We start from the raw sequence: 6,652 nt of genomic DNA on the forward strand, positions 1-6,652 counted from the left end.
CGATTTACTTTCGGAACTTCCTGGTTATGAGACCATCATAAGTGTTGACGCTGAGCCAAATAGAGTCGGCGGCAACACCTGTGAGAGGTATGCTGAAATAGGCGCGCTGGGAATAGTATTGGGGCACGCCGCCCTGATCGTGATAGAAGGTGAGGCGAAGTGTGGTAGTGCCATCGGCATTGTGCATAAGGGTATCGCGCCTACAACCTAAGATCTGCTTGAGACTGGAGGACTGAGTGGTGCCCGTCATGAGATAAACACCCATATTGAGATACTTGGCCGACTTGCCTATCCACATGCTCTCCAGACGCACGGGGTCGGTCTTCATGTCCTTGATAGCCTTTGGCGTGACCACAAGGACATTCCCCAAGGTGATGGGCTGCGCCTTTTCACCAGCCATCTTATAATAAAAGGACACGCGATAGGTGGTGTCGGCCTTGGCGATGAAGCTGGCAGTAACGGGTTCGCTGAGCACAAGGTGCTGGCCCTCGTCAGTATCAACATAGTCGATGTACTTATGGGCATCCACATGGGCATCGGCCAACTCTGCCGTCATCTGCGAATAGTCACCCTCGCCCTTGTCGTAGGTATCCTGAGTGCAGGAGCACAGGCACAGAAGAGCCACGACAAAAAGGGTGGAACGCAAGAAGGGGGTATGGTGACGGGGGAGGGTCATTGAGCAGCAATTTGATTCTTGACAGGATTGGCATACATCTCCAGCATCTTCTGACGCAGGAACGCCTCGTCCTTATTGGGTATCTTGATTTTGTCAAGCTGTCCCTTCAGATATTTTTCGAAACGCTCCACATCAGCTGCAGTATAATTTGAGGCTTGAGACTTATCATAATTCTCCATTCTCCATTCTCCATTCTCAACTAACATATCCAGTGCGATATAGTTGCAGGGATAGAGGGTATAGCCACGATGAATCTCACGGTCCATGCGCTGGGCCAGCTGCGCAAAGAACTCGTTCTTGGGCAGTTCTGCAATCTCGTCAATCCAAGCGTTGATGGGTGTGCCGCAATGATAGGTGACGCGTCCCTTATAGCCCAGGATGCCCGTCTTCATATTGTCCAGGTCGTCCTGCTTGCTCTTCTTGAAACCAGGAATGTCGCGTTTCTGCTGGAACTCCTGCGCCTTGAGGTAGTCGCAGGGGTCATACTCGTAACTGATGGTCAGCGGCACGATGTTCAGCTCCTTGAGGTCGCCCCCCATCGCCATCATCTTCAGCACCGACTCCTGCGTGCGGTCGTCGGAGTCCTTGGCCCTACCCTCTCGCTGGGCAATCCAGATATTCTCGCGCTTCTTGGTAACAGCGAAATGGATATACTGACTCATCAACTGACTTGATGCAAACATCTCCTTGGGTGTCAGGCCACGACGCACGGTGAAGGCTTTATTCATGCGCACCAACCGTTTTATCCAAGGATAGATAAGCAGATTGTCGCCAATGCCAATCTCGACAGTCGTAGGATAACCCGCCTCAACAAGTTTCAAGTCAAGAAAAGCCGAATCGAGTACGATGTCACGATGATTGGATACAAACGTATAGCGCGGTGTCTGCTTGTCGGCCAGCAACTGGTCATGTTGGAACACACAACCGTCTGTATGCTTACGGATGATATATCTAACCACAGGCTTCATGAAACGCATCTGGAAATCCAGGGGCGACTTCACACCCATGAAAGCCAGTCGCAGCAGTCCATTGCGAAGGAACTTTGGCAGCCAAGGGGCAAAGCCCTTCATAATGAGGTTAAACTGGCGGTCGTTCAACAAGTCATTGAACGCCTGCTTCATTTCCTCAGGCTCGTATGGCCTGATATCATTGAACTGCTCTATTCCTTCTACCATATCTTAGAATTGATTTTCCACAATATCCGTCAGCACATCCTTCATGTCCAGACCGGCGGCACGCACCTGCTGGGGAATGAAGCTGGTAGGAGTCATGCCAGGAGTGGTATTGACCTCGAGCATCGAGATTTGCTGGTCTTTCGAGATGATATAGTCAATGCGGATGATGCCGTTGCAATGCAGGATGTCGTAGATATGACTGGTAATCTCAGCCACACGCTTGGCAGTGTCCTCAGAAATACGGGCTGGCGTAATCTCCTTCACCTGACCATTATACTTGGCATCGTAGTCGAAGAAATCGTTCTCGCTGACCACCTCAGTAGCAGGTAACACCACAGACTTATTCTTCGTCTTATAGCAACCGATAGAGATCTCAGTACCCTCCAGGAACTGCTCAATCATCACCTCGTCGCTCTCCAGGCTGGCCTTGCGAACAGCTGCAGCCAACTGGTCGGGCTTCACCACCTTCGACACGCCAAACGAGCTACCGTCGTTGGCAGGCTTCACGAAGCAAGGCATACCAACGATATCTATAATCTCCTTCTTGCTGATCTTCTTCTCCTGACCACGACGCACCAACACGCTGTCGGCCACCTTCACGCCAAAGCCACGCAGGTAGTTGTTGAGCACGAACTTGTCGAAGGTCATAGCCTCAACCAGCACGCCACTGGTGCTGTAGGGGATATGCAGGATCTCGAGGAAGCCCTGCAGGATGCCGTTCTCACCCGGTGTGCCATGAATAGTGATATAGACATAGTCAAAGGTCTGTTTTTTTCCATTCTCCTTGAACGAGAAGTCATGAACGGTCATACGAGTGGTAGTGCCGTCGTGCAGGAACACCTGCCAGTCGGTACCTTTCATTTCCACCACATAGACGTTATAACGCTCCTTGTCAAAAAAAGAATAGAGCCCTTGTGCAGAGCGCAATGAGACATCGTGCTCCGATGAGTCGCCACCACAGACGATGGCAATAGTACGTTTTGTAAATTTCATTGTATCTTAATCTTTAATTTTTTTACTTTCACCTTTGACCTTCGGTCTAGTCTGCTCACGCTCGACAATGATCAAACGAGTTTGTCATTGTTCTCGCTTACTCGCAGCCTTCACCAGTCACCTTCAACCTATTCCTCCACTTCTCCACAACGGCATTCAGGTCATCGGGCAGCGGACTGGTAAAGTCCATCTGTTCGCCCGTCTTGGGATGAACGAACCCCAAGGTGCGGGCATGGAGCGCCTGACGCGGACAGAGTTTGAAACAGTTCTGGATATAGGCCTTATAGCTGGCCGTACGCTCACCCCGCAGTATCTGGTCGCCGCCATAGCGCTCATCGGCAAACAGCGGATGCCCTATATGCTTCATGTGAGCTCGTATCTGATGGGTGCGCCCCGTCTCGAGCACACACTCCACCAAGGTGGTATAGCCAAAGCGCTCCAACACCTTATAATGGGTGACGGCGGGCTTTCCTATCTCTGAGTCGGGTGGAAACACGGCCATGCGCAGACGGTCCTTAGGGTCGCGCCCTATGTTACCTTCTATGCGTCCCTCGTCTTCCACGAAGTTACCCCACACCAAGGCGTTATAGCTGCGGTGGGTGTTGTGGTGGAAGAACTGTTTTCCCAGGTTCGACTTGGCCTCTGGGGTCTTTGCCACCACCAGCAGTCCACTGGTGTCCTTGTCAATACGGTGCACCAATCCCACCTGCGGGTCGTTGGGGTCGTAGGTTGGCAGGTTACGCAGATGCCAGGCAATGGCATGTACCAACGTGCCATGGAAGTTGCCGCAGCCAGGATGCACCACCATACCTGCAGGTTTGTATATCACCATCAGCTCGTCGTCCTCGTAGCGCACATCCAAGGGGATATCCTCCGGCTCAATGGTAGTATCGAAATGCGGACGGTCGAGCATCAGGGTGATGACATCGCCTGCGCGTACCTTATAATTACTCTTGACGGGACGATCGTTCACAAACAGGAAGCCTGCGTCGGCAGCCTGCTGAATACGGTTGCGTGAGGCGTGCTGCGTGTGCTCGGTCAGATATTTGTCGATGCGCAGAGGCACCTGTCCGCGATCTACTTCCAGTCGCAGGTGCTCATACAGCTCCTGACCGCCTTCTTCGGCAGCTTCTTCCTCCTCTTCCAGGAGGTCATCCTCTATGTAATCCTCGTCAATCAATATGCGTGTACCTTATTATTCTTCTACCTCCAAGAAATCATCCACCTCGTCATCGCTAAAGTCCGACAGGCCACTCTCGTCGATACCGTCGCCATAGTCCTCCAGTTCCATCTCGTCGCCGACAGAACCATTGCCGATGACCAGGGTCAGCTCTGACTCGCGAGGCACATCATCACCTGCCACCAGGTTGCGACCACGATACTGGATGCCATAGACCCAGTCTTTCTCGCCGTCAATCAGTTTCGGCGTCAGGAGCACGAAGCCCAGCGACTTCAGACGAGCCTCAGCCTCACGATAGCTGCAGTTATCTATCAGGTCGGGGATACGCTCGCAGGGCATCGTCAGCGAGTTGATGGTCACATAGATAACGCGACCGCTCTTCACCTCCTGACCTGCCTTGGGCAATTGTGAGATGATAGCGCCTGCAGGCATTCCTTCTATGTAGGAAGAGTCGTTAACCACCAGCAACAGACCCATAGCATCGAGTGTTGCAAAGGCTTTCGACTGAGGGATACCATACAAATCGGGCACTTCAATACCCTCGCCATGATGGGTATAGGACGACAGCCACCACTTCACGCCGAAGCACAGCAACACCACGACCACAAGCATGGCCAAGAGGTTGCCCCAGACCATTGGTGCAGTCAGTTTCTTGAAAAATTCTTTTGCATTCATTGCTCAAATATGCTTTCTGTGTGCAAAAGTAATAAAAATATCTTATCCTGCAAAAGTTTTTGGCGAAAATATCCTAAAATAAACGGGATGAAGCAAAAAGCTTCATCCCGCCTATTGGTTCGATTGCCAACGAACGGCTTACTTTCCGTGATGCTCGTCAGATACGGTCAACTTCTTGCGGCCCTTTGCACGGCGAGAAGCCAGGACGCGACGGCCATTCTTGGTGGCCATGCGCTCGCGGAAACCATGCTTGTTCACGCGGCGGCGATTGTGCGGCTGAAATGTTCTTTTCATTGCTTTATTCTTAATTTATTTTACTATTATTCACCATCAAATGTGACCCTAAATCCACATTTCGGGCTGCAAAATTACGCATTTATTTCGAAATACACAAGTTTATTGCGAAATTTTTCACTTTTCACTTTCCACTTTTCACTTTTTTTTGTACCTTTGCACCCGAAATAACAAGTAACACATTATTTTTATATGATTAATTCACAAGACATTAAGAAGGGTACCGCCATTCGCATGGACGGCGCCATTTGGGTTTGCATCGACTTCCAGCACCGCAAGCCAGGTAAGGGTAACACCATCATGATCATCAAGTTGAAGAACGTTAGCGACGGCCGTGTGCTGGAGCGCCGCTTCAACATCGGTGAAAAACTGGAGGACGTTGTCATCGAGCGTCGCCCCTACCAGTATCTGTATGAAGACCAGTCTGGCCGTATCTTCATGAATCAGGAGACCTTCGAGCAGATTCCCATCGACAACGAGCTGGTTATCGGCCACGAGTTCATGAAGGAGAGCGACATCGTAGAGGTTGTCTCTGACACTACCGACGGCACCATCCTCTATGCTGAGATGCCCGTGAAGACCATCCTGCGCGTCACTCACTCTGAGCCCGGCATCAAGGGCGACACCGCTACCAACACCCTGAAGCCCGCTACGCTGGAGACTGGTGTTGAGGTTCGCGTGCCCCTGTTCATCAACGAGGGCGACCTGATTCAGGTTGACACCCGCGACGGTTCTTACCTGGCTCGCGCTAAGGAGTAATGAAATATTCCATCATCGTTCCTGTCTTCAATCGTCCTGATGAAGTAGACGAACTCCTTGAGAGCCTCTGTCATCAGGAGGTGAAGGACTTTGAGGTCATCATCGTAGAAGACGGATCGAAGAAACCATGCAAGGATGTCTGCGACAAATACGCAGGCATCCTTGATTTGCATTATTACTATAAGGACAACAGCGGCCCGGGCCAGAGCCGTAACTACGGAGCCGAACGTGCCAAGGGCGAATGGCTCATCGTGCTCGACAGCGACGTCGTCCTGCCACCCAATTATATGGCGGCCGTCAACTCAGCTATCCTCCCGTCACCCGTCACCCTTCACCCTTCACCAAACTTTGCCGCTTTCGGCGGTCCCGATGCCTCGCATCCTTCGTTCACCCCTATTCAGAAGGCCATCTCTTATAGCATGACCTCGTTCTTTACCACGGGTGGCATTCGTGGCGGCAAGGGCAAGAAGCTCGACAAGTTCTTCCCCCGCTCCTATAACATGGGCATCCGTCGTGAGGTCTATCAGGAGTTAGGAGGCTTCACCAAGATGCGTTTCGGCGAGGATATCGACTTCTCCTATCGCATCGTCGAGGCAGGCTATCAGACGGCTCTTATCCCTGAGGCGTGGGTGTGGCACAAGCGTCGTACCGACTTCCGCAAGTTCTTCCGTCAGGTTTACAACAGCGGCATTGCCCGCATCAACCTCGAGAAGCGCCATCCTGGCACCCTGAAGCTCGTCCACCTCCTGCCCACCGTCTTCACCCTGGGTGTCATCACCCTGCTCCTCGCCGCCCTCATATCTATCCTCCTTTCACCTTTCACCCTTCACCCTTCACCTTCCACCTTTCACCTTTCACCTTTCACCTTTCACCTTTCACCTTTCACCTTTCACCTTTCAC

Annotated in this window: 8 protein-coding genes; 2 read left to right on the forward strand and 6 right to left on the reverse strand. The window is 51.8% G+C overall.

Going from position 1 to position 6,652, the window contains the following annotated elements; translation table 11 throughout:
* Nucleotides 1-4: 4 nt before the first annotated feature.
* The 6 genes from Q0R57_RS12230 to rpmH all read right to left on the reverse strand — a co-directional run bounded on the left by Q0R57_RS12230 (nt 5) and on the right by rpmH (nt 4,993).
* Nucleotides 5-676: a NigD-like C-terminal domain-containing protein gene (locus Q0R57_RS12230; protein WP_294748083.1), complete on the reverse strand. Its 672-nt coding sequence runs from the start codon at nt 674-676 to the stop codon at nt 5-7.
* Nucleotides 673-1,851, reverse strand: coding sequence for an acyltransferase (locus Q0R57_RS12235; RefSeq protein ID WP_294748085.1), 1,179 nt, complete (start codon nt 1,849-1,851; stop codon nt 673-675). Before Q0R57_RS12235 ends, Q0R57_RS12230 begins: the two co-directional genes overlap by 4 nt.
* A 3-nt stretch (nt 1,852-1,854) precedes the next feature.
* On the reverse strand, nt 1,855-2,844 hold the full coding sequence (locus Q0R57_RS12240; RefSeq protein ID WP_294748087.1) for a D-alanine--D-alanine ligase: 990 nt from the start codon (nt 2,842-2,844) through the stop codon (nt 1,855-1,857).
* Between the two features lie 97 nt (nt 2,845-2,941).
* Entirely contained in the window at nt 2,942-4,027 is a 1,086-nt protein-coding gene (locus Q0R57_RS12245; protein ID WP_294748098.1) for an RluA family pseudouridine synthase, read from the reverse strand.
* Between the two features lie 12 nt (nt 4,028-4,039).
* Nucleotides 4,040-4,699: a PASTA domain-containing protein gene (locus tag Q0R57_RS12250; protein WP_294748088.1), complete on the reverse strand. Its 660-nt coding sequence runs from the start codon at nt 4,697-4,699 to the stop codon at nt 4,040-4,042.
* A 138-nt stretch (nt 4,700-4,837) separates the two neighbouring features.
* Nucleotides 4,838-4,993, reverse strand: coding sequence for a 50S ribosomal protein L34 (gene rpmH / locus Q0R57_RS12255; RefSeq protein ID WP_004336902.1), 156 nt, complete (start codon nt 4,991-4,993; stop codon nt 4,838-4,840).
* 192 nt (nt 4,994-5,185) lie between these two features.
* Between rpmH and efp the strand changes: the two genes are divergently transcribed.
* Together efp and Q0R57_RS12265 are read left to right on the forward strand one after the other, a co-directional pair.
* On the forward strand, nt 5,186-5,752 hold the full coding sequence (gene efp, locus Q0R57_RS12260) for an elongation factor P (RefSeq protein ID WP_294748095.1): 567 nt from the start codon (nt 5,186-5,188) through the stop codon (nt 5,750-5,752).
* A partial coding sequence (locus tag Q0R57_RS12265) for a glycosyltransferase (RefSeq protein ID WP_294748096.1) occupies nt 5,752-6,652 on the forward strand: 901 nt, incomplete at its 3' end. The genes efp and Q0R57_RS12265, both read left to right, overlap by 1 nt.

It is taken from the genome of uncultured Prevotella sp., assembly GCF_946407605.1.
In the GTDB taxonomy this organism is placed as follows: Bacteria; Bacteroidota; Bacteroidia; order Bacteroidales; family Bacteroidaceae; genus Prevotella.

Bases quoted from the DNA above. Each gene is read 5' to 3' on its own strand.
- efp (WP_294748095.1), top strand. From the start codon at position 5,186: ATGATTAATTCACAAGACATTAAGAAGGGTACCGCCATTCGCATGGAC.
- Q0R57_RS12250 (WP_294748088.1), bottom strand. From the start codon at position 4,699: ATGAATGCAAAAGAATTTTTCAAGAAACTGACTGCACCAATGGTCTGG.
- Q0R57_RS12240 (WP_294748087.1), bottom strand. From the start codon at position 2,844: ATGAAATTTACAAAACGTACTATTGCCATCGTCTGTGGTGGCGACTCA.
- Q0R57_RS12230 (WP_294748083.1), bottom strand. From the start codon at position 676: ATGACCCTCCCCCGTCACCATACCCCCTTCTTGCGTTCCACCCTTTTT.
- rpmH (WP_004336902.1), bottom strand. From the start codon at position 4,993: ATGAAAAGAACATTTCAGCCGCACAATCGCCGCCGCGTGAACAAGCAT.
- Q0R57_RS12235 (WP_294748085.1), bottom strand. From the start codon at position 1,851: ATGGTAGAAGGAATAGAGCAGTTCAATGATATCAGGCCATACGAGCCT.